The sequence below is a fragment of the Rahnella sp. PD4 genome (genome assembly GCF_049199325.1).
Classification (GTDB): Bacteria; Pseudomonadota; Gammaproteobacteria; order Enterobacterales; family Enterobacteriaceae; genus Rahnella; species Rahnella perminowiae.
In genome coordinates, this window is record NZ_JBLZQF010000002.1 from 408,653 (window position 1) to 430,070 (window position 21,418).

Here is a 21,418-nt window from a genome sequence, read left to right on the forward strand (position 1 = left end):
TTATTTTGTGGCGGCGGCCTGTTCAGGCACATGGCACCAGTTATGCTGTTCGACAATCCCGCCATTTGGCGAGGTATAACCGATACAGCCCAGAATAGAGTCATACAGCTTTTCATGGAAAACAGGCGTTTTCGCGACAGCCAGTTTTTGCAGCTGTTCGAAACTGGCCTTGTTCTGATCATTGGACAGGAATTTGTCTGATGCCCAGACCATGATCGGCACGGCACGTTGCTCAGCCGGCGCATGATCACGCGGTGTACCGTGGAAGTGCATGCTTTTGGAAATCGACTCACCGTGATCGGAGGCATAGAACACAATCGCATTCTTGTCGCGCAATTGATCAAACACTTGTGACAGGAAGTAATCGGTATACAGCAGGGAATTATCGTAAGCGTTGATCATTTCCTCGGTAGAACAGGAATCATCGATGCCCATACATTCCGGCTTATATTTGGCAAAAGAACGCGGATAGCGGTCGGAATACAGGTAATGCGACCCCTTGGTATGCAGGATAATCAGGTGCTTACCTTTGGGATGATTGTTCATCGAGTCTTTCATTTCATCGATGAGCAACATGTCATCCACCGGTTTACCGGCGTTGCGTTTCTCAGAGGCAATGTTTTCACGCAGCGAATAATCATCCGCACGGGTTTTGTTATAGAACCAGGCTTCGCTCTGCATGGAATACAGCTCTGAACTCCAGCCATTGCTTTTCAGCACGGAAAATACGTTCATTTCTTTCAGGGTACGCTGGGGTTCTTCAGAGGCCCCGCCTTCACGCACAAACATACAGCGCAGGGAAAGCTTGGTGGCGGTGTCACAGGAATAACCCTGCAGGGCGACCAGATTTTTCTCTTTGTCGAGATTGGGCGTGTTGTCACGATCGTAGCCGTACAGCCCCATGTGGTCGCGGCGGGCGCTCTCACCGATCACAAACACCACATACATATCTTTGGCATCCGCTGGTGCGGTATACGTGAAGTGTCTGGCCGGATCGAACAGATTTTTGGTGTCTTCCGCCTGACTGTAGCTGCTGTAAGAATATAAACCCAGTGCTGAAAGCCAGTTGGATGGCGAATAGGTTCCGGCCACCACACCGCCGTAACTCGCCATCATGCGGTTGTTCACGATGTCGTGGCGATCCTGCACTTTGCCCATCAGTTGCAGCGGCATGTAACAAAGCAGGCCGGAGACCGCGAGCAGCAAGGTTCTGACCGCCAGTTTTTTAAAGGTCGTTTGTTTCAGTGCCGCGCCCGGCATTTTGCTCAGCCACAGCAGCAGTACCGGCAACAAACTCACCAGTACTGTCCAGGCGATGAAATGTGTCCCGATGGATTCTTTTGATAAATCAATGGAATCAGACGCCAGCGCCGCCGCTAAAATTCCGTAGCCGATATCGACGTTAAACAGAATCATGTAGTAACTGGCGGCGGCAGAAGAAATCACGATGGCGCTCATCAACACACGGAAAACCGTTTTTCCGGTATATGACAGCAACATACACAGGAAGTAGACCAGCGCAAAACAGGCCACCATTTCAACAGCAATCGACAAGGCATTGTCATACTGCAATTGCTGATAACGACGGATAAAAATCGGAAGGTTTAGCAGAAGCCCGAGATAAAGTGCAATGAACAAAGAAATGCTCTGTTGCGAAAGTGAACGAATTTTATGCATTAGAAATAACTGGCTCTTTTGTGAGTCTGGTTGCGTCGTACTGACCGCTCGTACCGGAGGTGGGACCCCACTCCTTAGGACATTCAGACTCCGGGCTGGGCATTTTCGTTCAAACTGAATGACGAGTTCCAATGTGATAATGTAACAAACTTAACGAATTCCTTATGTTTCAATAACATGAAAATGAAGGATTCCCCTCTATTTTACACAATTTTTCTCATTTATTGAGTCACTATTGAGGAAACTTATGATTGGCCCCGGGAAAAGACAGCGTGAAGCATGTTTCTCCCTGTGCTGAGCTGGTCATGCTTACACTTCCGCGATGCAATGCCATGATGGCCTGAACAATCGATAATCCAAGACCGCTGGAACTGCCGCCTTCACTGCGTGAGGCATCTGCCCGATAAAAACGATCAAAGAGTTTTGCACATTTTTCCGGCGGAACCTGATCGCCCTGACTGATCACATGAATATCCATGCCCCGGGCGTGCGGTTCAGCGCGCAGCTCAATCGGACTTCCCTCCCGGCCATAACGCACTGCATTGGCAACCAGATTGCTGAGTGCACGCTGGAACAACATGGCATCGGCATACAGCACGCCTGTACCTTTACCGTTCAGCGTCATACCGCGTTCTTCCGCCAGACCCTCAAAATATTCCTGAATACGGGTCATTTCAGAAGAAACATCAATGGTGGTGATGGTCAGGACGGAGCGCGCATCTGAAGCCCGCGCCAGAAACAGGATGTTTTCCACCATACGGGAAATACGTTCCAGCTCTTCCATATTGTTCGCCAGCAGTGTTTCATATTCTTCCACCGTACGCGGCTGGTATAACGCCACCTGACAATGACCCATCAGCGCCCCTACCGGCGTGCGTATTTCATGCGCCAGATCGGCGGAAAATTGCGTCAGTCGCTGATATCCTCCGGCGAGCCGGTCGAGCATATCGTTGAAAGAATAAATTAATTGCTGCAATTCCTGCGGTGCATTTTCAGAAGACAGTCGCGTAGACAAACTGGCCGGATGGATCTGCGCCGCCTCATGCGCCATATTGCGCAGCGGCCGTAATCCGCGGCGGATCACCAGATAACCCAGAACGGCAATCAGCAAATAAGCGAATAGCACCGCCCCGGTAATTTCCCAACGAAAAGTCTGTAACAGATGCGACTCCTCGGTCATGAAATGCGCGCCGGTGATTTCAACCGTCCGCCCGTCCTGGATTTGTACCGCCGCACGGGCAAAGCGTACCGGCGTGCCATCCGGTGCGGTGAGGTGATGCACTGTATTCAGCGTCAGCGGATAACCGTCCGGCACGGCCACCACCGGCGGCAATTCCAGCCGGGATGGATTGACGTTGATCAGCGGCTTCTCACCGGACAAACGAAACGTCAGGATATCGCGCTCGTTACCGAGCATATTTTCAAACAGGCCGGGATTACGGCTGAGCTGCGACAGCGGAAATTCGTTGGCAAGCAGATGACGGAAATACTGAACGCGGCCGCTGACCTGATAATCTGCACGGCGTACCAGTTCTTTATCCATCGAGTAATAAAGATAAAAACCAACAGCGCTAACGACCAGTGAGGCGATCAGCGCAAACAGTAAGGTGGCGCGAAGCGTCAGCGACATGCCGCGCTCAGGGAGTGGAGTAAATTGCCGATCAGTCATGTCGCACTTCGCACACATAACCAATCCCGCGCACGGTATGGATAAGTTTCACCTCAAAGGTGCGGTCAACTTTGCCACGCAGGCGCTTAATGGCAACATCCACCACGTTGGTATCGCTGTCGAAATTCATGTCCCAGACCTGTGAGGCGATCATCGTCCGCGACAGCACTTCCCCCTCGCGACGCATCAGCAACTGCAGCAACATGAATTCCTTGTTGGTCAGCGCAATGGCCTGATCCTGACGGGTGACACGACGGCGCAACACATCAAGATTCAGGTCTGCCACCGAATAGATATCGGGTTCGCGGGTGGCCGGGCGGCGCAGTAATGTACGGATACGCAACACCAGTTCGGTGAAGGAGAACGGCTTGATGAGATAATCGTCAGCGCCCAGTTCCAGCCCGTGAATGCGATCCTGCACCTCATCGCGGGCGGTGAGAAACAGCACCGGCACGTCGCTTTTTTTGCGCAGGACTTCCATCACCTGCCAGCCGTCCAGCCCCGGCAGCATAACATCGAGGATCACCGCATCGTAACCGTCTTCCAGCGCCAGAAACAGGCCATCAGCACCGTTACGCGCCAGATCCACGCTGTAACCTGCTTCTGTCAGTCCTTTTTTCAGGTAGTCGCCTGTACTGACATCGTCTTCAATCACCAGTATTCGCATTCAGGCCCCCAGCGCCGTATGACCATTCACCTAAAGAATGATTCATCTGAAAGTTTATCAGTTTCGTCAGTCATCTTTGATGACAATTTTGTCATCAATTTGTCATCAGCCAATACCGGTTTATCGTCCACTCTTAAGGAAGTTATCCATCACTGGCAGGTTCAGTGATTCATCTAACAGAATGAAATAACGCTGGAAAATGGAGAGTTAATTATGAATGCACCAACACGTATCGCTGGTCTGTTACTGGGTTCCCTGCTGATGTGCAGCGGGATGACATCCGCTTTTGCCGCCGATAATGTGATTAAACCCACACGCGGAACCATTGATTCAGTTAATGACTCATCGGTACAAATCACCACCCGTCAGGGTGAAAAACTTGACGTTAAACTGACCGATCAGACCAAAATCAATGCCGTCACCAAAGGCAACATCAGCGATATCAAAGCGGACAGCTTTATCGGGACGGCAGCCGTTCCGCAGGCTAACGGCACGCTGAAAGCACTGGAGGTCCACGTCTTCGCACCCAGCCTGCGCGGCAGCGGTGAAGGCTTCAATCCGTTTGAATCCGCCGATGGCAAAATCAATACCATGACCAACGGCACCGTCGGCAAGCTGGTGAACAGCAACGGCCGCACCCTGACCGTGAAATATCACGATGCTGAGAAAACTGTCGTCGTGCCTGACGATGTGCCGGTTGTTCTGCTGGCACCGGGCGACCGCAGCCTGCTGAAACCCGGCACTAAAATCGTATTGTTTGCCATGAAAGATGACAAAGGTGCGCTGGTTGCCCGTGGTATTGCTGCCGGTAAAGACGGCATCGCGCCTCCGATGTAATCCGGCCAGTCAACAGGAGATTAAGCGTGAAACCTCAGCTCTCATTACCCCGAAAACGCCGGATCCATTCCTGGCCGGTTCGTATCTGTCATTGGATCAATGTGCTGGCAATGATCGGCATGGTGATGAGCGGCTGGGGGATTTATAACGCCGATCCGCTTTTCGCTTTCACTTTTCCGCAAAACACTACCCTCGGCGGCTGGCTGGGCGGCAATATAGCCTGGCATCTGGCGGTGATGTGGCTGCTGGCGGCTAATGCCCTGCTCTATCTGGTGTGGGGTATTTTCAGCGATCATTTCAGGCATGACTTTTTCCCCTTTTCGCCCCGCTCTGTCTGGCGCGATACCGTTCGTGCACTGACATTCAGGCTCCCTCACAAGCTCGGTCAGTACAACGCCGTGCAAAAGCTGATGTACAGCGGAGTTTTATTGCTGGGCGCACTGCTGGTGCTGTCGGGTTTGTCCATCTGGAAACCGGTGCAGTTCAGCGGGCTGGTCTGGCTGTTTGGCGGTTTTGATATCGCGCGTTATGTGCATTTCTTTGCGATGAGCGGCGTGCTGCTGTTTGTCATTATTCACGTACTGATGGTCCTGCTGGTGCCTGAAACCTTCGTGGCAATGCTGACCGGCGGCAAAAAAATAAGCACGGAGGACCACGCCGATGAGTGAAAAACCACAACGGCCAAAAATTATTCTTGAGCCCGATCAGCGCAAACAACTGGTCAATGTCCAGCGCCGTTTATTACTGCGGTCAGGGCTGACGCTCGGTGCCGTTTCGATGCTGACGGGCTGCAATTTGCAGGACGGTGATCAGGTCGATAAGGTGCTATGGGCAATGTCCCGCTGGAATGACCGGGTTCAAAGCTGGCTGTTCGGCGGCCAGAAACTGGCGCAAACCTACCGCGCGGATCAGATCACCACGCCATTTCGTTTCAACGCTTATTACCCCGAATACAACGTACCGGAAATCGACATCCCTAATTACCGGCTGGAGGTTTCGGGTCTGGTACAAAAGAAAGCTGCGTGGACGCTGGAACAATTGCAGCGCCTGCCACAGGAAAGCCAGATCACCCGGCTGATTTGCATTGAAGGCTGGAGCGCAATTGGTCAGTGGAAAGGTGTGCCGCTGAAAACCTTCCTGCAACAGGTTGGCGCGGATCTGACGGCCAAATATGTCGGCTTCAAATGCGATGACCGCTATTATTCCAGTATCGATATGGCAACGGCGCTACATCCGCAAACCATTCTGGCGCTGGATTTTGGTGGTAAACCCTTACCGCCCGATTTTGGTTATCCGTTACGTCTGCGTATGCCCACCAAACTCGGCTTTAAAAACGCCAAGCATATCGGCGCGATTTTCGTCACCAATGAATACCCCGGCGGCTACTGGGAAGATCAGGGCTATAACTGGTACAGCGGAATTTGACAGGTATAAAAAACAGGCATAAAAAAACCGCTCAGCTGAGCGGTTTTCGTTTTCGCGGGAGGGTAACGGCAAAGCGTTACGCTGCGGCGAAGAATTAGAAGCTGTAACCCACGCCTGCGATCCAGGTACCCACATCCACACTGCGGATACGGGACTGTTCGTAGGACACGTCCAGAGCAACGTTCTGGATTGGGTTGAACTGCAGACCAGCACCGTAAGAGAAGCCGTAATCGCTGGTGTCATTTTTTTCACGGTTAGCAGTAGATGCTGCTGCTTCGTTGTACTGGAATTTACCGTAGCCAACACCCACAACACCGTAGATGGAAACCCAGTCAGCCAGACGGTAAGCAGGACCCGCAGTCAGACCGTAGTATTGTGCTTTACGGTAGTCGCCAGATGCCGGGGAGCTGTCATCTTCGATGTAAGTGAAAGAACCGATAGCGCCCAGTGGGTTGCTATCTTGTTCCCAACGGTATTTTAAGTTGAAGCCGTTTGCTTTGTTAGCAACGCCTTGTGCGTCACCCTGAGCGTAGCCAGCAGTTACGGTGCTGGTGTCAGCGAAAGCGCTGGAAGAAACGCCCAGAGCAACTACGCAAGCTAATGCGGAAAGACATGCAATTTTTTTCATAAACCACCTCAAAAAGAGAAACCAAAGTAACCTTCACGTTTGAAAATATAACAAAAACCAGTGTGAAACTCTGCCTCAATTAAGGTGTCCAAAGCATCATATGGTGTAACAGGAAGTTTCCAGTAAGCCCTATCCTTTTAATTTTATTGATATTTTAGCCCCATAAACTATAAGGTAAACTTATTGAACTTTTTGAGATTAGCAGATAATTCCTAAAATTATGCTTAAAAAAACACCGCTTTTTGCGTCTTTTTAACAGAAACGTTCCGGAAAAAACTTTTCTTTGAGGATTTTTTCTCACCACATTTCCCTCTACACTGACAGCACTTTACCTTTCTTTTCAAAACTATAAATCTTGAGTTTGCGGATTCATGGATCACCTCAAAAGGCGCAAAGGATGACACAGTCAGGACAACATCAGCCGCAGGAACCGCAGAACACGCTGCAGACGGCGACGCATAACAACAGCCCGCCGGTTCCAGTGTTAGCAAAAAAAACCTCACCGCTGATAGCGATTTTATTGTTACTGATCGCCATGTTGTCATTACAAGGCGGGGCGTCGCTGGCCAAAACGCTTTTCCCGGTAGTCGGTCCGCAAGGTGTCACGGCATTACGTCTTGGGCTCGGCTCTGTTTTATTACTTCTCTATTTTCGTCCGTGGCGTCTGAAAATGCGCGGCGGTAATTTGCGTGCGCTGCTGATGTATGGACTGGCGCTGGGCTGTATGAACTATTCGTTCTATCTGGCCCTGCAAACGGTCCCGCTGGGCATTGCCGTTGCGCTGGAATTTACCGGCCCGCTGGCAGTCGCGATGTTCTCCTCGCGACGCCCGGTAGATTTCATCTGGGTAGTACTGGCTGTGACGGGGTTGCTGTTGCTGTTGCCTCTCGGGCAAAGTGCTGGCGGTGTTGATCTCAAAGGCGCGTGCTTTGCGCTGATCGCCGGTGCCTGCTGGGCCGTTTATATCCTCGCAGGACAACGCGCAGGCAGCAGTTACGGGCCGGGTACCGCGGCGATGGGGTCACTGATTGCCGCGTTAATTTTCTTCCCGATTGGGGCAGTACAGGCTCACACCTCTATTTTTAGTTGGGAGATTTTACCGCTCGGTTTGCTGATCGCCCTGCTCACTTCTGCCATTCCTTATTCCCTGGAAATGATGGCGCTGACCAAATTGCCAGCCAAAACCTTCGGCACGCTGATGAGCATGGAACCGGCAATGGCGGCACTTTCGGGCATTATCTTCCTCGGTGAATTCCTGACCGCGACCCAGTGGATGGGTCTGGCAGCGATTATCGCGGCGTCGGCAGGTTCCACACTCACTATCCAGCGGAAGACCAAAATCGAGACAGTCGATATTCCCGGCAACCATCCTTCTGGCAAATAATCCTGCCCCTGCAACCCATAAAGCCACGTTTTACCGACGTGGCTTTTTCTTTTCAATCAACAGGTTGAAAATATTTTTCATGTAATTCGTTTTTTTATCGTTTTTCCTGCATCCAAAAGCGGGGGGTGATTCGTATGTATAGATGTGAGGCAAGACCTTACCTACTCAACTCCCAAGGACACCATCATGAAAACATTAATCCGTACCGCTATCTGTGCTTCTCTTCTGCTGAGCACCGCGTCAATGGCTGCAATGATGTCCCAAAGCACCACCATGGTCGGTGGTGCAGAAATGTACCCGTCCAAAAATATCGTAGAAAACGCCCTTAACTCGAAAGACCACACCACGCTTGTCGCTGCCGTGAAAGCCGCCGGTCTGGTAGATACCTTGCAAGGTAAAGGTCCGTTCACCGTATTCGCCCCGACCAATGCCGCCTTCGAAAAATTACCGGCAGGCACCGTGGATAATCTGGTGAAACCTGAAAATAAAGCCACCCTGACCAGCATCCTGACCTATCACGTCGTGGCCGGTAAATATGAGATGAAGGATCTCGAAAAACTGCTGAAAAAAGGTAACGGCACAGCGGAACTGAAAACCGTTAACGGCCAGCCGCTGTGGATCCTCAACAACGGCCCGCACAATATTCAGCTCAAAGACGCCAAAGGGAATATCGCCAATATCAGTACTTATGACGTCCAGCAGAAGAACGGTGTGATCGACGTCATTGATACCGTGCTGATGCCAAAATAATACCGGCTATACTGAGTGCATGATTTCTCTTATGAAACAGCATCTCAGCAAGTCAGGACGGGCGAATGCATGACAATCTTTTAATAAAGCCAACACCAGAGAAAGCGCTGGAAATCCAGCGGGAACTGATGAACGCGATGGCCGTTGGTGACCGACAGGCATTTGAACAATTATACCGTCTGACGTCACCCCGGCTGTTCGCCGTTGCATTACGTATGTTGCGGCGACATGCCTGGGCAGAAGAAGTATTGCACGACAGCTATATCACCGCGTGGAATCGCGCTGCCTCGTACAATCCGGCACTCAGTTCCCCGATGACCTGGCTCACCCATATTGTCCGCAACCGCGCTATCGACTGGATGCGCGGAAGCGACAACCAGTTAGATGAACTGGATGAGACAATGAGTGACGGTGATGCCAGCGACCATGATGAACCCTTGCAACGGCTGCAACAGGACAGTGATGCCAAAATTTTGGCCGCCTGCCTTGCACACCTGCCTGCCGAACAAAGACAAAGCCTGATCCTTGCCTATTATCAGGGCCTGTCGCACGGCGAGGTCTCATCGCATCTTCAACAACCTCTGGGGACGATCAAAAGCTGGATCCGTCGCGCCCTGGATCACTTAAAGAGCTGCGTAGGATTATGAAAAGCAGAAGCCATTATCATGCCGCCCTCGCGGCTGAATATGCGCTCGGCACCTTGCGCGGCGCGGCACGGATTCAGTTTGAGCAAAAAATGCAGGCCGACCCTGAACTGGCGGCCGAAGTGGCCCGCTGGCAGGAAGCCTTCACGCAACTGGATAATCAGATAACCCCGGTCATCCCGCCAGCCTCGGTGTGGAAACGCATTCAGCATAACCTTGCGCTACAACCGACAAGAGTTCCGGTAACGGCACGACGACCGGTGCGGGCTTATATGGGCTGGGCACTGGCCGCCGGGCTGGCCGCCTTATTGTTGATCCCACGCTTACTGGTTCAACCGCAAGCGCCGATGCCGGTGGCAATACTGGCCAGCAGCAACGCGCCGCAGGCCGGGCAATGGGTGGTCAGTGCTGACAGGAGCACCCGCAGTTTGTTGCTGACACCGATTAATGCGCAGAATATCGCCGCAGACCACAGCCTCGAACTGTGGGCCATCGCGCCGGGCGGAAAGCCGCATTCTCTCGGGTTACTGAATACGCAGCAACCGACACAACTGGCGCTGGCAACGAACATGCCGGATGCGGGCTTTACGCTGGCGATAAGCCTTGAGCCTCGCGGCGGTTCTCCGACGGGGCAACCCACAGGTGCCGTATTGTATAGCGGTGCGATGGCGCTTTGAAGGCAACACGCGCTGATTAACGGCGGGGATTATCCCGCCGTTATATTTCCCCTAATGAATACTTCAGGTTGTTACCTTTTATTATTCCTATGCCCTGCCGGAAAAAACCTGATAAAGATATATCCGCATACTGTCACTTACACTTAAAAATATCCTGACTCCCGTAATGAAAATAATTATCAGTCCTGATTTATTTTATCCGGGTAATAGTAGATGAAGTTCCGGATGAATCCTATCTACCTTATAAATCAGCATGATAATTTAAAAGCGAACCTGTTGCAGAGCTTATAAGTCATACACTATCAGAACGATAGGAATGGTCGCCCTGCAATTTTTCAATTTATTGCTATACTGAATACAGTTATGAAATACATTAATAGCAATTAATTTTAATGAAACAAGGAGATATGTATATGAGTACCGCTAAACTGGTCAAAACGAAATCTTCTGAGCTTATCTATACACGCAATGATTTAGATGAAAGCGTCAAACTCAATACTATCAAGGTGCTGAACCGTCTGGTGACCGAATACATCGACCTGTCACTGATCACCAAGCAGGCACACTGGAATATGCGTGGTGCAAACTTTATTGCCGTACACGAAATGCTTGATGGCTTCCGTACCGCGATCATCGATCATCAGGACACCATTGCAGAACGTATTGTGCAGTTAGGCGGCGTGGCGTTGGGTACCGTTCAGGTTGTTAACGATAAAACTCCCCTGAAGAGCTATCCGACCAATATCCATAGCGTGCAGGAACACCTGAAAGCCCTGGCAGAACGTTATGGCGTCGTCGCTAATGACACGCGCAAAGCCATAAGCGAAGTCGAAGATGAAGACACCGCTGATATTTTCACTGCCGCATCGCGCGACCTGGATAAATTCCTGTGGTTCATTGAATCAAATATCGAGTAATCAGCGCCCCGGTAGCTGAAGGCATGTAACCGCAGCTACCCTACTTCTTCAAGTTCAGTACAAAACGGGCAGATGATAATCATCTGCCCGTTTCACCTTTTTACGAACCCTTGCGGGGAGGTCATAATGGCAAGCGGATGGGCGCAAGATGGCGCCGTGCAGGAACAGATTGATTCTACGGTAAATGATGCGGTCGATCGCGCACGTCAGTCTCTCGGGCATGGCGAAAGTGCGCATTACTGTAAAGAGTGTGGTGACCCGATCCCGGAGGCACGCCGTAAAGCGCTTCAGGGCGTGCAGTACTGCGTCACCTGTCAGGCAGTGCTGGATAAAAAGCAGCAGGATCACGCTGGCTACAACCGACGCGGCAGCAAAGACAGTCAGCTACGCTAATATTTTGTCATATGTCAGACTGCACCATTATGGTTCAATGAAAGTCCTCCCCCCCGTTATTATCTCCCCCTCATTGATATGTTTGCTTCAAAATTGAGCACACATTTTACTCATGTATCAATAAAGTTAGAGCAAGTTATCATTTGAGCAGCGTAGTTGTTAATTAATGATTGTTTAAAATACAAGATATGGTTAATGATAAAACCACGCACCATAAAAGAACATTGCCACATGTAACAATGCACTCATTTGGTGCTAACCGGCTTTCAATCACTGCTTAAACGGTTCAGCAACGCGATAAGACATTGAATTTTAATAAATATAAAATTTGGCATAAATATTGCATTATAGCGCCGTAACATAAAGTCGTTCCCATAATATGTACAAAGGAAATTCCCTGATGAAGTCACTCTTAAAAGTTTCCCTGGCCGCGTTAACCCTGGCCTTTGCCGTTAGCTCACACGCAGCAGACAAAAAATTGATCGTAGCTACCGACACTGCGTTTGTACCGTTTGAATTCAAACAAGGCGACAAGTACGTCGGCTTCGACATTGACCTGTGGGACGCGGTCGCAAAAGAGATGAAAGTCTCCTATGAACTGAAACCGATGGACTTCGGCGGCATCATTCCTGCCCTGCAGACACACAACATCGATCTGGCGCTGGCGGGGATCACCATCACACCTGAACGTAAAAAAGCCATCGACTTCTCTGACGGCTATTACAACAGCGGCCTGATGGTGATGGTTAAGAGCAATAACGACAGCATCAAAAGCGTGGCTGATCTGAAAGGCAAAACCGTTGCAGTGAAAAGCGGCACCAGCTCCGTTGATTACATGAAAGCTAACGTACAGACCAAAGATCTGCGTCAGTTCCCGAACATCGACAGCGCTTATATGGAACTGGGCACTGGCCGCGCTGATGCGGTAATGCACGACACGCCAAATATCCTGTACTTCATCAAAACGGCCGGTAAAGGTCAGTTCAAAGCAGTCGGTGATTCACTGGCTGGACAGCAGTACGGTATTGCTTTCCCGCAAGGCAGTGACCTGCGTGAAAAAGCCAACGCGGCGCTCAAAACCATCAAAGAGAATGGGACTTACGCGGCGATCTACAAAAAATGGTTTGATAGCGAACCTAAATAAGCCCTTTTTCATTTAAGTCGTTCCTTTTTCAGAAAGAGCACTTGATAAGAAGCGCCTGCCAGTGATGCTGACCAGGCGCAGTTTGTTGTTATACCAGGAGATAATCCATGCAGTTTGACTGGAGCGTAATTTGGCCCGCTCTGCCTATCCTGCTCGAAGGCGCCAAAATGACATTGTGGATTTCGGTCCTCGGTCTGGTTGGCGGCCTGATTATTGGTGTGATTGCGGGCTTTGCCCGCGCGTTCGGTGGCTGGTTTAGCAGCAACGTCGCACTGGTGTTTATCGAGCTTATTCGCGGCACGCCTATCGTCGTACAGGTGATGTTCATTTATTTCGCACTGCCGATGATGGTGCCCGATCTGCGGATCGACCCTTTCAGCGCGGCGGTGGTGACGATCATCATCAACTCCGGTGCTTATATCGCTGAAATTACACGAGGCGCGGTGTTGTCGATTCACAACGGTTTCCGTGAAGCCGGTCTGGCGCTGGGCCTGTCGCGCCGTGCGACGCTACGTTACATCATCATGCCGCTGGCATTGCGCCGTATGCTGCCACCGTTAGGTAACCAGTGGATTGTGAGTATCAAGGATACGTCGCTGTTTATCGTTATCGGTGTGGCCGAACTGACCCGTCAGGGCCAGGAAATTATTGCCGGTAACTTCCGCGCTATGGAAATCTGGAGTGCGGTTGCTGTTATCTATCTGATCATCACGCTGGCTCTGAGCTTTGTTCTGCGCCGCTTAGAACGCAAACTGAAAATTATATGATTGAATTCAAGAACGTCTCAAAACACTTTGGTAAAACCCAGGTGCTCCACGACATCGATCTGAACATTTCTCAGGGAGAAGTCGTGGTTATCATCGGGCCATCCGGCTCCGGTAAATCCACGCTGTTGCGTTGCATCAATAAGCTGGAAGAAATCACGTCCGGTGAACTGATTGTCGATGGCCTGAAAGTGAATGATCCGAAAGTGGATGAACGTCTGATCCGCCAGGAAGCCGGTATGGTGTTCCAGCAGTTCTATCTGTTTCCGCACATGACGGCGCTGGAAAACGTGGCTTTCGGCCCGATCCGCGTTCGTGGTGCGTCGAAGGATGAAGCCAATAAACTGGCGAAAGAGTTGCTGGCAAAAGTGGGCCTGTCTGAACGCGCCAACCACTATCCGTCAGAGCTTTCCGGTGGCCAGCAGCAGCGTGTGGCAATTGCCCGTGCTCTGGCGGTGAAACCTAAACTGATGCTGTTTGATGAGCCAACCTCTGCGCTCGATCCTGAACTGCGTCACGAAGTGCTGACCGTCATGAAACAACTGGCGGAAGAAGGCATGACGATGGTTATCGTGACCCATGAAGTCGGCTTCGCCGAGAAAGTGGCATCACGCTTAATCTTTATCGACAAAGGTCGCATTGCAGAAGACGGCAAACCGGCAGATCTGGTGAACAATCCGCCGAGTGAACGTCTGCGTGAGTTCCTGCAACACGTTTCGTGATGCAGAAGGCCGCTGCAACGGGGCGGCTAACCGAACGCTTTCTCACTCGCCGTGAAGGCTTGATCGAGAATATTTCGGTTTTTTCACTCACCGTGAAAGTTGGATTGAGTAAGTTTCGGTTTCTCAAGTGCGGTGATCGCTTAACGCGCTGCGCCGAAACCGCCCAAAAGGGGAAAGTGCTTTTCCCCTTTTGGATTTCCCCTCGCTTTTTTACTGCGTGCTATCGCTGGAACGACGGACATGTTCTGTTGCATCGGCAAGTGGCGCAAAATGTCATCGCTCCGCGATTCCCTCATTTCAGGTTTCGAGCCTTGGGTCTCGAACCATTCATTCGGTGCCATTTTTGAGCGCGCCATTCGACAAATTCAAAAAACTAGTCTCTTGATTTATCGTGGCTATTTCTTAATGTCTTGCTTATGAGTTGGCCTTGCGCATCAAAATAACGGCTTGGCCAGATTTGTGCTGGTGCAATATTGAGTGCAGAAGCAATCAGCATTTCGCCTTTCGGCCACGAACGTGACAACGCATTTGAAAGAGTCGAAGAGGACAAACCCGCTGCGCGTGAAACGGCGGCAAGCGTTGTTCCTTGCTTACGCAGTGCGGCAATAATGTCGGCCTGATGCCAGTCTGTATAGGTTTTCATTGGTATCCTCCATGCCAGAGGACAAAGTGAAGGTTGGGTATAAATGGCAGGAAAGTGGGATTGTGGAGAGTTCGCATATTCGCATTTCCAGTTTTGATGGAATTACGCCACCACCGGAGAGCCGCAATACTCTTGGGTGGTAGCCCAGACAGGGATTGCGGTACCGGATTACTGGAAACCGGCCTGACCGAAGTCAGCCCCACCTGAGCCACCATAGAACATCTATATTCACGCATGATGCGATCATTTTCGATGGATGTGACAAGGCATCAGTAAGAAACGAACGCGTTGAACGTTCCTTACCTCCAGTAATCTGGGCCGCAACTCCCAACTGCGGATGAGCCGCAGCGAAGTGATCATACCGTAATGACTTACCGCGTGCCAATTGCGAAATCAAGAAGTTGAGAACTTGATTCAGAGTAAATTTTAGCCGTTACATGGAGTTACATCAGATACAGGTTTTTTGCCCAAGGGCGATTCAGAAATCTTGCTGAACGGAGCGGCCTCCTGCCACTAATGCCTCGTCTGTTCCTTTTCCCTCGCGACGACAGAAAACTCCGCCATCATTCGCACCAGATCTTGCATGCCGAGATTTACCTGATTGATCACATCACCCGCATTGCGGCTCAGTGCAACGCCGCCGCCCGCGCGGCTGACACAATTCCCCATGCCGTCAATCGCAGCCATCACACCGTCGCGGATGTTTTGTGTGAGCTGATCTATCTCAACAGCCGCTTTGCGGGACTGATCGGCCAGTGACCGGACTTCCCCCGCCACCACAGCAAACCCCCTCCCTTGCTCACCCGCGTGCGCAGCTTCAATAGTCGCGTTGATGGCCAGCAAATTGGTCTGTGAGGAAATACGGCGGATGGTGTCAACCATTTCGCCAATGCGTTCCGAAGTCTGACCCAGTTGTCCGATGATATCGGAAGTCCGCCGTGCCAGCGCTTCCACTTCCTGCATATCTTCCACGGCTTGCCGGACGATGGTTACCCCCTCTGCCGCCGTTTTATCAGTGGTCAGCGACAGTTCATGCACATGTGTCATCATGCTTTCCTGCTGACGCTGCTGATGCATCTGATCCGTAATGTCATGCGCAATTTTAACGATCTTTATCACTTTGCCGTCATCATCTATCACCGGATTATAACTCGCTTCCAGCCAGACAGGCTGGCCGCGGCCATTGATGCGCTCAAAACGCCCGAGAATAAACTCACCGCTTCGCAGACGCTGCCAGTGATGGCGGTAATCGAGGGAATCACGGTATTGCGGGAGACAAAACATCGTGTGGGAATGGCCCTTAATTTGCTGTAAAGAATATCCCATGAGTTTCAGGAAGTTATTGTTCGCAGAAATCACACTCCCCTCAGGTGTAAAGGTAATCAGTGCCATCGACCGGTCTAGCGCTTGTAAAATTCCCTGGTGTTCGTGCGATTCGTTAATTCTTTCGGATACATCGCTGGCAATTTTAATTATCTCAGTCACTTTTCCTTGTTTGTTTTTTACCGGAACATACGTCGCTTCGAGCCAGATGATATTTCCATTCTTCTGTACACGTTTAATATTCCCGCTGACCGACTTTCCCTGCCGTAAACCTTCCCAATGGAGACGGTACGCATCACTGGCAACAAATTCCGGGGTGCAAAAAATCCGATGAGGCTGGCCCATCACCTCGCCTCTGCTGTACCCCATGCTGCTGAGAAACAGATCATTGACCTCAAGCACCACGCCTTCCGGCGTAAAGGCAATCATCGGAACCGCCAGCTGGATCGCAGCGAATTTATCACGCCATGCCGCACTAAACTGATGAGAAAATAATTGCATAGGACAGACACCCTGTGGCTGATAACGTGAATTAATGCGTAAACGCAATTAATTGATAAAAAATGCACGTGCTAATTTCCACAGGTGATAAGTAAAGTTACTCATACTCTGCGAAAGATTAGTCTGACCCCTGGGTGGGTTTTAGGCAGGCGTGTACAAAATATAAATATTGCGGTAATAAACAAACTCACCCGCAAAATCATTACTCTGATAATTAATCAATTTTATTATAGTGAATTAAGCTTAATTTAATTTACCGAAAAAGAAAGGGGCTGGCAGCAGTATTTTTTCCAGCGCATACATCGTCAGATGAACACGCTGGGATACAGGAATTCACAACGTGATCAGGCTGACCAGCGTTTGATTGCCCAACTTTTTTGCTGCGAAGGTGTCAGGAAGGTCCAGGCGACAAAACGGCTGATCTTGTTGCCATGCACCATTTCGACCGTGCGGACATCTGTCGAGCCTTCTTCGCGAAGTGCATCATACAATAACGGCAGCGTGGTTTTTTTGGAAACCAGCACGGTATACCAGAAGCAGTTCTGCGCCTTACCGGCACTTTCTTCTGCCATGCGGACAACAAAGGCTTCTTCCCCGCCCTCACACCATAATTCGTTGTGCTGACCACCGAAGTTAAGCTCCGCCGTACCCGCACGTCTGTCCAGACCGAGATTCTGGCGTTTGCGCTGGCTACCGGATGCCGCATCTGCCGCCGACGCGTGGAATGGCGGATTACATAACACTGCATCGTAACGCTCATCGTGGCGGATAATGGTGTCGAGAATACGCTGCGGTTTCGCCTGTAAACGGAAACGCACCTGGTTGGTCAGTTGCGGGTTGGTGGCGACGATTTTTTTAGCCGCCGCCATCGATACCGGATCGATCTCACTGGCGGTAAAGCGCCAGCCATATTCGCGCAAGCCAATAATCGGATAAATACAGTTCGCGCCAACACCGATATCCAGCACAGAAATGTCTTTTCCCTGTGGGATATTGCCATTATTGCTGCCAGCCAGTAAGTCAGCCAGATGATGGATATAATCCGCACGCCCCGGGATTGGCGGGCACAGATAGTCCGCCGGGATATCCCAGTTTTCAATCTGATAGCAATCGCGCAGTAAAGCACGGTTCAGGGCTTTTACCGCCTGAGCATTGGCAAAATCAACCGACAAATCGCCCCATTTATTTTCGACCACGAACGGTGCAAGTTCCGGGCTGCTGGCAATCAGGGCCGGGAAATCATAGCGGCTGCGATGACGATTTCGCGGGTGAAGACCGCTTTTTTCCTGAGGGAAGACTTTCTTTTTTTCCACCTGAGTGACTCTCCGAAAGGTGTGCGCGACGCATAAGATATGCGATGGGGCGTTAGATATTCATCAATGGCGCACAAGATACCACAAAGTGCCGCCGCCTGCCGGATGCATACAGACTGAGACGGGCACATAAAAACGGTCACCCCCCGGTTAAATCGGGTAATGTACAAATCATAGTCTTTATGAATTATTTGCTGAGGAAAATCATGAGCACTGATGATCGCTATTACTATGAACCCGCTAAAGGCCACGGCCTGCCCCATGACCCGTTAAATGCCATTGTCGGCCCGCGTCCGATTGGTTGGATCTCATCACGTAATGCCGCCGGACAGCGCAATCTCGCACCCTACAGCTTTTTCAACTGCTTCAATTACCGCCCGCCGATCATCGGTTTCGCCAGCAGTGGCTGGAAAGACAGCGTGGCAAACATTGTCGAAACCGGTGAATTTGTCTGGAACCTGACCACCCGCGGGCTTGCCGTTAAAATGAATGAGAGTTCGGCTTCGCTGGAACACGGCGCGGATGAGTTTGAATTCGCGGGCCTGACGCCACAACCCGGCAGCCTCGTTGCCGCCGACCGCGTACTGGAAAGTCCGGTGAATTTTGAATGCCGGCTCACGCAATGCATTCAGCTGAAAACGGCAGCCGGCGGCGATATTGATACCTGGCTGGTCCTGGGCGAAGTCGTGGGTGTTCATATTGCCCGGCATTTACTGGTTGATGGTGTGTATCAGACGGCCCTCGCTGAACCGGTATTACGCGCGGGTGGCCCTTCCGCTTACTATGGTATTTCCGAAGATTTGCGCTTCGATCTTATCCGCCCGGACGCCCGCTGAGTTCAGATTCAGCCCAAAAAAAGCCACCGCACGATGGATACCGGCGGTGGCTTTTACAGGCGTATTATAACGTGCTGGCGTAACTATTTACGGCCGTAATTCTGCTCAACAAAATCGGCAAAGTCCTGACACATAGCATCATCGCCGTCCGCGCTGTCTGCCAGGATCAGCGTGCCATCCACTACGCGGATATGTACATTCAGGTCAAAGTCCGCTGCAGGCTGCTCACGTTCAGATGCTTTTTCAATCGTCCGCTGCGCGTCCTGCCAGGCCGCATCCACCGTCTGATTACAGGCCTGCGCCAGATAATCCGGATTAAATCCTTCACCGGTCAGACTGCGCAACGTATCGTCGTGACTGACGCTGTTCCCCGGCGTCCAGTAGTGTCTGGCCAGATCCGGGCCAATGGCCGGATTATCGGTCAGATAGCCATCACGTTTAAGGAAGAAGGCACGCGTCTGTTCAACGGCCATCATCGCCAGCAGATAGCCCTGATAGGAACAGGCAGATTCCATAGAAAGTAAGTGCGGAATGGCAAGCGTCGGACGCGGACTGCCGGTTACGCCCAGAATATGGGTTTCGACATCACGCGCCAGCGCTGTCATGGCTTCCGGTGTGCGCTTCTCATCCGGCCACTGATAAAGCTGCCACTCGAAATACGGCACCAGCAGAATGTGGCGTTCATTGAAGGAACGCATCGGCTGACGGGCTTCAATGCTTGCACGGATCAGTTCATCCGGCACCGGTTCACCCGCAGTATTTTTCGCGTAACGCTTCAGCCAGTCTGCATCTTCCAGCAGGCTGTCGCAGAACATGGACTGCGTTTCCGCATAGGCCATCGACGTCGGCGGAAATTCCTGCGAGAAGCATGGCGCATTCTGGCGGATATTGGCGAAGTGCGCCGCATGTCCACCTTCATGGAACAACGTATTCAAACCATTCGCACCACTCCCAATCTGATCAGGTTTCGCCAGGCTGGTGAAATTGATCACCGCCGGCACCCATTTACCGTTGTCGTAGAACGGCGGTACCGGCCCGTGCATAAAACCATTTTCAAACTTGCCTTCGCGCACCAGTAAATCCAGCTGCATCTCTGCACCGTTAAAACCGATATTCAGGCGTTTGAAACTGTCTATCCAGCGACGCAGGGAATCGGCGAACGGAAAGTAAGGATCGAGCTGACGGGTGACGTCACCGGCGCTGGCAAAGCGAATATTCCATGGCAGCAGCGCGGCGTCGCCTTCACGCGCCACCAGTTCATTGAGGCTGCGGGTGTTGCTTTCACGGGTTTGTTCTTCGAAACGATCAAGGATGGTGAATAACTGTTCCGGCGACATACGCTCGGTTTTATTCACTTTGTAGTCGAAGTAATTGCGGTAACCAAGCTGACGCGCAAAGCGGTTACGCAAGCCAATCAACTCAGGTAAACCGTTATGCAGCAGCCAGTCCTCCAGTTCGCGCAATGCGTTTTGCGAGCTCCGGCGATAAGCTTCGTTTTCGTTATTCGCCTGATTAGTCAGCAGCTCACCGAGGGAGGCATTAACACGCTCGCCTTTGCTGTTGATGTGCGTCATACGGTACTGCTTACGTTTGCCGAACAGTACGGATTCCGCCTGAATAATTTCATCAAGCAGCGCCTGCGCTTTGGGGTCTTCAATCACATTGCAGTCAAAGAAATTCAGCCAGCCATGCAGGCCATGCAGCAAGACATCACGCGTCTCACTGGCAGGTTCTTTTTCGACGCGGGTAATTGCATCACGTAATTCCTGCGGGCGGGAAGGTTCAGCGATAAAACGTTTGTAAGCCGTTTCGGCAGCGGAGAAAGCGGCGGAAACGCTATCATCACCGGTGCCCATATAGTATTGCCAGAATAAATTTTCTTTATCCTGATGGACTTTGAGGTAATCGCGATTGAGGGCGTTAAAGTAGTCCTGAGCCTGTGTCATGCATTCGTCTCTGCTGAAAGTTAACGAGATTATGCATTGAGTGTATGTTCGCAAAGCGGTTATGTCGATATGGCAGAACCGCTTTTGATTGTCAGGCTGGGGTGTGCGGAGATCAGTTTTTCTTAACAAATTCTGATTTGAGTTTCATCTGACCGAAACCGTCAATTTTGCAGTCGATGTTATGATCGCCCTCGACTAAGCGGATGCCTTTCACTTTAGTGCCGATTTTCAGCATTGAAGAACTGCCTTTCACCTTAAGGTCTTTGATCACGGTGACAGAATCGCCATCCGCCAGCAAATTACCATTGGCATCTACCACTTTCAGCACATCATCATCCGCAGCGGCATCGCCGTTCATGGACCACACATGTCCACATTCAGGGCAGTTAAGCATTTCACCGTCCTGCCAGGTGAATTCGGATTTACAAGTCGGGCAAGCGGGCAATGTTTCCATAGTTAAGTCTCCATAAATATTTATAAAAAAACGAATGAAATCATAAAATAAATTTCGTAGTTCCTTTATTTTAACGTTTAACCCCCCTTTTGAACAGGGTAACG

The 21,418-nt window shown here is 51.0% G+C and carries 22 protein-coding genes; 13 read left to right on the top strand and 9 right to left on the bottom strand.

The window, feature by feature from the left end; all coding sequences use genetic code 11:
• The 3 genes from eptB to ACOZIO_RS06560 all read right to left on the bottom strand — a co-directional run bounded on the left by eptB (position 1) and on the right by ACOZIO_RS06560 (position 4,013).
• Positions 1–1,677 carry a kdo(2)-lipid A phosphoethanolamine 7''-transferase gene (eptB, locus tag ACOZIO_RS06550; RefSeq protein ID WP_129952422.1) on the bottom strand — a complete coding sequence of 559 codons (1,677 nt, stop codon included), beginning with the start codon at positions 1,675–1,677 and terminating at the stop codon, positions 1–3.
• A 232-nt stretch (positions 1,678–1,909) separates the two neighbouring features.
• Entirely contained in the window at positions 1,910–3,346 is a 1,437-nt protein-coding gene (locus ACOZIO_RS06555; RefSeq protein WP_129952421.1) for a heavy metal sensor histidine kinase, read from the bottom strand.
• Entirely contained in the window at positions 3,339–4,013 is a 675-nt protein-coding gene (locus ACOZIO_RS06560) for a heavy metal response regulator transcription factor (protein WP_129991247.1), read from the bottom strand. The genes ACOZIO_RS06555 and ACOZIO_RS06560 overlap by 8 nt, the downstream gene beginning before the upstream one ends.
• A 213-nt stretch (positions 4,014–4,226) precedes the next feature.
• Between ACOZIO_RS06560 and ACOZIO_RS06565 the strand changes: the two genes are divergently transcribed.
• Genes ACOZIO_RS06565 through ACOZIO_RS06575 form a run of 3 tightly spaced genes read left to right on the top strand, consistent with a single transcriptional unit; the run spans position 4,227 to position 6,275 of the window.
• On the top strand, positions 4,227–4,850 hold the full coding sequence (locus ACOZIO_RS06565; protein ID WP_129952419.1) for a hypothetical protein: 624 nt from the start codon (positions 4,227–4,229) through the stop codon (positions 4,848–4,850).
• A gap of 26 nt (positions 4,851–4,876) precedes the next feature.
• Positions 4,877–5,518 carry a cytochrome b/b6 domain-containing protein gene (locus ACOZIO_RS06570; protein ID WP_129952418.1) on the top strand — a complete coding sequence of 214 codons (642 nt, stop codon included), beginning with the start codon at positions 4,877–4,879 and terminating at the stop codon, positions 5,516–5,518.
• Positions 5,511–6,275 carry a molybdopterin-dependent oxidoreductase gene (locus ACOZIO_RS06575; protein WP_129991248.1) on the top strand — a complete coding sequence of 255 codons (765 nt, stop codon included), beginning with the start codon at positions 5,511–5,513 and terminating at the stop codon, positions 6,273–6,275. Before ACOZIO_RS06570 ends, ACOZIO_RS06575 begins: the two co-directional genes overlap by 8 nt.
• Positions 6,276–6,369: 94 nt before the next feature.
• Here the strand turns inward: ACOZIO_RS06575 and ompX are convergent, their stop codons facing one another.
• A complete protein-coding gene (gene ompX / locus ACOZIO_RS06580) occupies positions 6,370–6,903 on the bottom strand; it encodes an outer membrane protein OmpX (RefSeq protein WP_013574702.1) in 534 nt (177 codons plus the stop codon).
• Positions 6,904–7,300: 397 nt separating this feature from the next.
• On the opposite strand from ompX, the gene rhtA reads away from it, so the two are divergent.
• The 9 genes from rhtA (at position 7,301) to glnQ (ending at position 14,298) form a co-directional block, all read left to right on the top strand.
• Positions 7,301–8,287: a threonine/homoserine exporter RhtA gene (rhtA, locus tag ACOZIO_RS06585; protein ID WP_129952416.1), complete on the top strand. Its 987-nt coding sequence runs from the start codon at positions 7,301–7,303 to the stop codon at positions 8,285–8,287.
• A gap of 186 nt (positions 8,288–8,473) precedes the next feature.
• Entirely contained in the window at positions 8,474–9,037 is a 564-nt protein-coding gene (locus ACOZIO_RS06590) for a fasciclin domain-containing protein (protein ID WP_421595117.1), read from the top strand.
• 65 nt (positions 9,038–9,102) lie between these two features.
• Entirely contained in the window at positions 9,103–9,684 is a 582-nt protein-coding gene (locus ACOZIO_RS06595) for a sigma-70 family RNA polymerase sigma factor (RefSeq protein ID WP_129952414.1), read from the top strand.
• Entirely contained in the window at positions 9,681–10,358 is a 678-nt protein-coding gene (locus ACOZIO_RS06600; protein ID WP_129952413.1) for an anti-sigma factor, read from the top strand. Before ACOZIO_RS06595 ends, ACOZIO_RS06600 begins: the two co-directional genes overlap by 4 nt.
• A 413-nt stretch (positions 10,359–10,771) precedes the next feature.
• Entirely contained in the window at positions 10,772–11,275 is a 504-nt protein-coding gene (gene dps / locus ACOZIO_RS06605) for a DNA starvation/stationary phase protection protein Dps (protein WP_129952412.1), read from the top strand.
• Positions 11,276–11,401: 126 nt separating this feature from the next.
• Positions 11,402–11,668, top strand: coding sequence for a DksA/TraR family C4-type zinc finger protein (locus ACOZIO_RS06610; RefSeq protein ID WP_129991250.1), 267 nt, complete (start codon positions 11,402–11,404; stop codon positions 11,666–11,668).
• A 400-nt stretch (positions 11,669–12,068) separates the two neighbouring features.
• Positions 12,069–12,812 (top strand): glutamine ABC transporter substrate-binding protein GlnH, encoded by a 744-nt coding sequence (glnH, locus tag ACOZIO_RS06615; RefSeq protein WP_129952410.1) that lies wholly within the window; start codon positions 12,069–12,071, stop codon positions 12,810–12,812.
• Positions 12,813–12,919: 107 nt separating this feature from the next.
• On the top strand, positions 12,920–13,579 hold the full coding sequence (glnP, locus tag ACOZIO_RS06620; RefSeq protein ID WP_013574682.1) for a glutamine ABC transporter permease GlnP: 660 nt from the start codon (positions 12,920–12,922) through the stop codon (positions 13,577–13,579).
• Complete coding sequence (gene glnQ, locus ACOZIO_RS06625) at positions 13,576–14,298, top strand: glutamine ABC transporter ATP-binding protein GlnQ (protein WP_013574681.1); 723 nt, start codon at positions 13,576–13,578, stop codon at positions 14,296–14,298. Before glnP ends, glnQ begins: the two co-directional genes overlap by 4 nt.
• A gap of 373 nt (positions 14,299–14,671) precedes the next feature.
• On the opposite strand, the gene ACOZIO_RS06630 is transcribed toward glnQ, so the two are convergent.
• The 3 genes from ACOZIO_RS06630 to rlmF all read right to left on the bottom strand — a co-directional run bounded on the left by ACOZIO_RS06630 (position 14,672) and on the right by rlmF (position 18,078).
• On the bottom strand, positions 14,672–14,941 hold the full coding sequence (locus ACOZIO_RS06630) for a helix-turn-helix domain-containing protein (RefSeq protein WP_129952409.1): 270 nt from the start codon (positions 14,939–14,941) through the stop codon (positions 14,672–14,674).
• Positions 14,942–15,454: 513 nt separating this feature from the next.
• Positions 15,455–16,765 carry a methyl-accepting chemotaxis protein gene (locus ACOZIO_RS06635; RefSeq protein WP_129991251.1) on the bottom strand — a complete coding sequence of 437 codons (1,311 nt, stop codon included), beginning with the start codon at positions 16,763–16,765 and terminating at the stop codon, positions 15,455–15,457.
• A 344-nt stretch (positions 16,766–17,109) separates the two neighbouring features.
• Entirely contained in the window at positions 17,110–18,078 is a 969-nt protein-coding gene (gene rlmF, locus ACOZIO_RS06640; protein WP_421595118.1) for a 23S rRNA (adenine(1618)-N(6))-methyltransferase RlmF, read from the bottom strand.
• 206 nt (positions 18,079–18,284) lie between these two features.
• Here rlmF and ACOZIO_RS06645 point away from each other — a divergent pair, with 206 nt between their 5' ends.
• Entirely contained in the window at positions 18,285–18,914 is a 630-nt protein-coding gene (locus ACOZIO_RS06645; RefSeq protein ID WP_129952406.1) for a flavin reductase family protein, read from the top strand.
• Between the two features lie 83 nt (positions 18,915–18,997).
• Here the strand turns inward: ACOZIO_RS06645 and ACOZIO_RS06650 are convergent, their stop codons facing one another.
• Both ACOZIO_RS06650 and ACOZIO_RS06655 read right to left on the bottom strand, forming a co-directional pair.
• Positions 18,998–20,860 (bottom strand): M3 family metallopeptidase, encoded by a 1,863-nt coding sequence (locus tag ACOZIO_RS06650; protein WP_217219006.1) that lies wholly within the window; start codon positions 20,858–20,860, stop codon positions 18,998–19,000.
• Positions 20,861–20,972: 112 nt separating this feature from the next.
• Positions 20,973–21,314 carry a zinc ribbon domain-containing protein YjdM gene (locus ACOZIO_RS06655; protein WP_129952404.1) on the bottom strand — a complete coding sequence of 114 codons (342 nt, stop codon included), beginning with the start codon at positions 21,312–21,314 and terminating at the stop codon, positions 20,973–20,975.
• Positions 21,315–21,418 lie beyond the last annotated feature (104 nt).